The organism is Streptomyces sp. NPDC051133 (assembly GCF_040682635.1).
Lineage (GTDB): Bacteria > Actinomycetota > Actinomycetes > Streptomycetales > Streptomycetaceae > Streptomyces.
This window is the reverse complement of record NZ_JBFBBK010000265.1, coordinates 1-1,000: the sequence shown is the minus strand read 5'-3', so window position 1 is coordinate 1,000 and position 1,000 is coordinate 1. Positions and strand designations below refer to the sequence as shown.

Annotated in this window: 1 protein-coding gene; it reads left to right on the top strand. The window is 70.7% G+C overall.

Going from position 1 to position 1,000, the window contains the following annotated elements:
* Nucleotides 1-1,000, top strand: a 1,000-nt coding sequence (locus AB0N17_RS46925; protein ID WP_366017761.1) for a condensation domain-containing protein, incomplete at both ends; no start/stop codon positions are given.

The following is a 1,000-nucleotide window of genomic DNA, read 5'->3' as shown; positions in this document are numbered from 1 at the left end:
GCAGCTGCGGGTGGACCGGGAGCCGGCCGAGCCGGTGTTGCGCTGGACGGCTGTCGACGGTGAGGCCGACGCCGCCGAGCGGCTAAGCGCGCTGCTGGAACTGCCGCTGGACCTGGCGAAGCCGTCGTTGTGGCGGTTCGAGCTCGTGGACAGCGGTGCGCTGGGCCAGATCCTGGTGTTCGGCGCCCACCACGCGGTGAGCGACCTGCAGTCGCTGCTTCTCGTGGCCCAGGAGATCGACGCGGAACTGTCCGGCACCCCGCTCGAGGCAGCCGTCACCAACCGGGACGTCGATCTGCTCATCGCGGCCCAGCAGGGCGGCGAGGGCGCGAGCGCCGACTGGCGCGAGTCCTTCCACGGCAGCGAGCGGCTCGACCTGGAGCTCGCCCGGCCGCGCCCGGCGCAGCGGTCGTACCGGGCCGGCAGTGTCACCGTGACGGTTCCCGACGGGCTAATGGAGCGGGTGTCGGCGGCCGCGAGCAGGCTCGCGATCACCCCGGCCGCCTTCTGCCTCGGCACGCTGACCGTGCTGCTGGCCAGGAAACAACGACGGGAGCGGTTCGTGCTCGCTGTGCCGGTGGACACCCGTATCCACGCCGACGCCTATGACGCGGTCGGGTTCTTCGGTGTGCCAGTGCCGTTTCCGGCCGAGGCCCGCGCGGGCGAGACGGTCGCCGAGGTGCTGCACCGCACGGACGGGCGCCTGCAGCGGCTGCTGAAGAAGGGCGCCATGTTCTCCGACGTCCTGGCCACCCTCGCCCGGCAGGGCCTGCACCGGGAGAACGCCCCGCTCGTCGAGGTCTACTTCAACTACGTACGCTCCTCACGCCGCCTCACCGGCCTGGAGGTACTGCCAGCCGGTACCAGCTATTCCGACCTCGATCTGATGATCACCATGACCCCGGACACCGGGCATGTCCGGCTCGACCACAGCCTGGACATCCTGGATGAAGCAGTCACCGCCGAGCTAAGACGTGGTGCAGCGTGCCGTGGTGCCAGG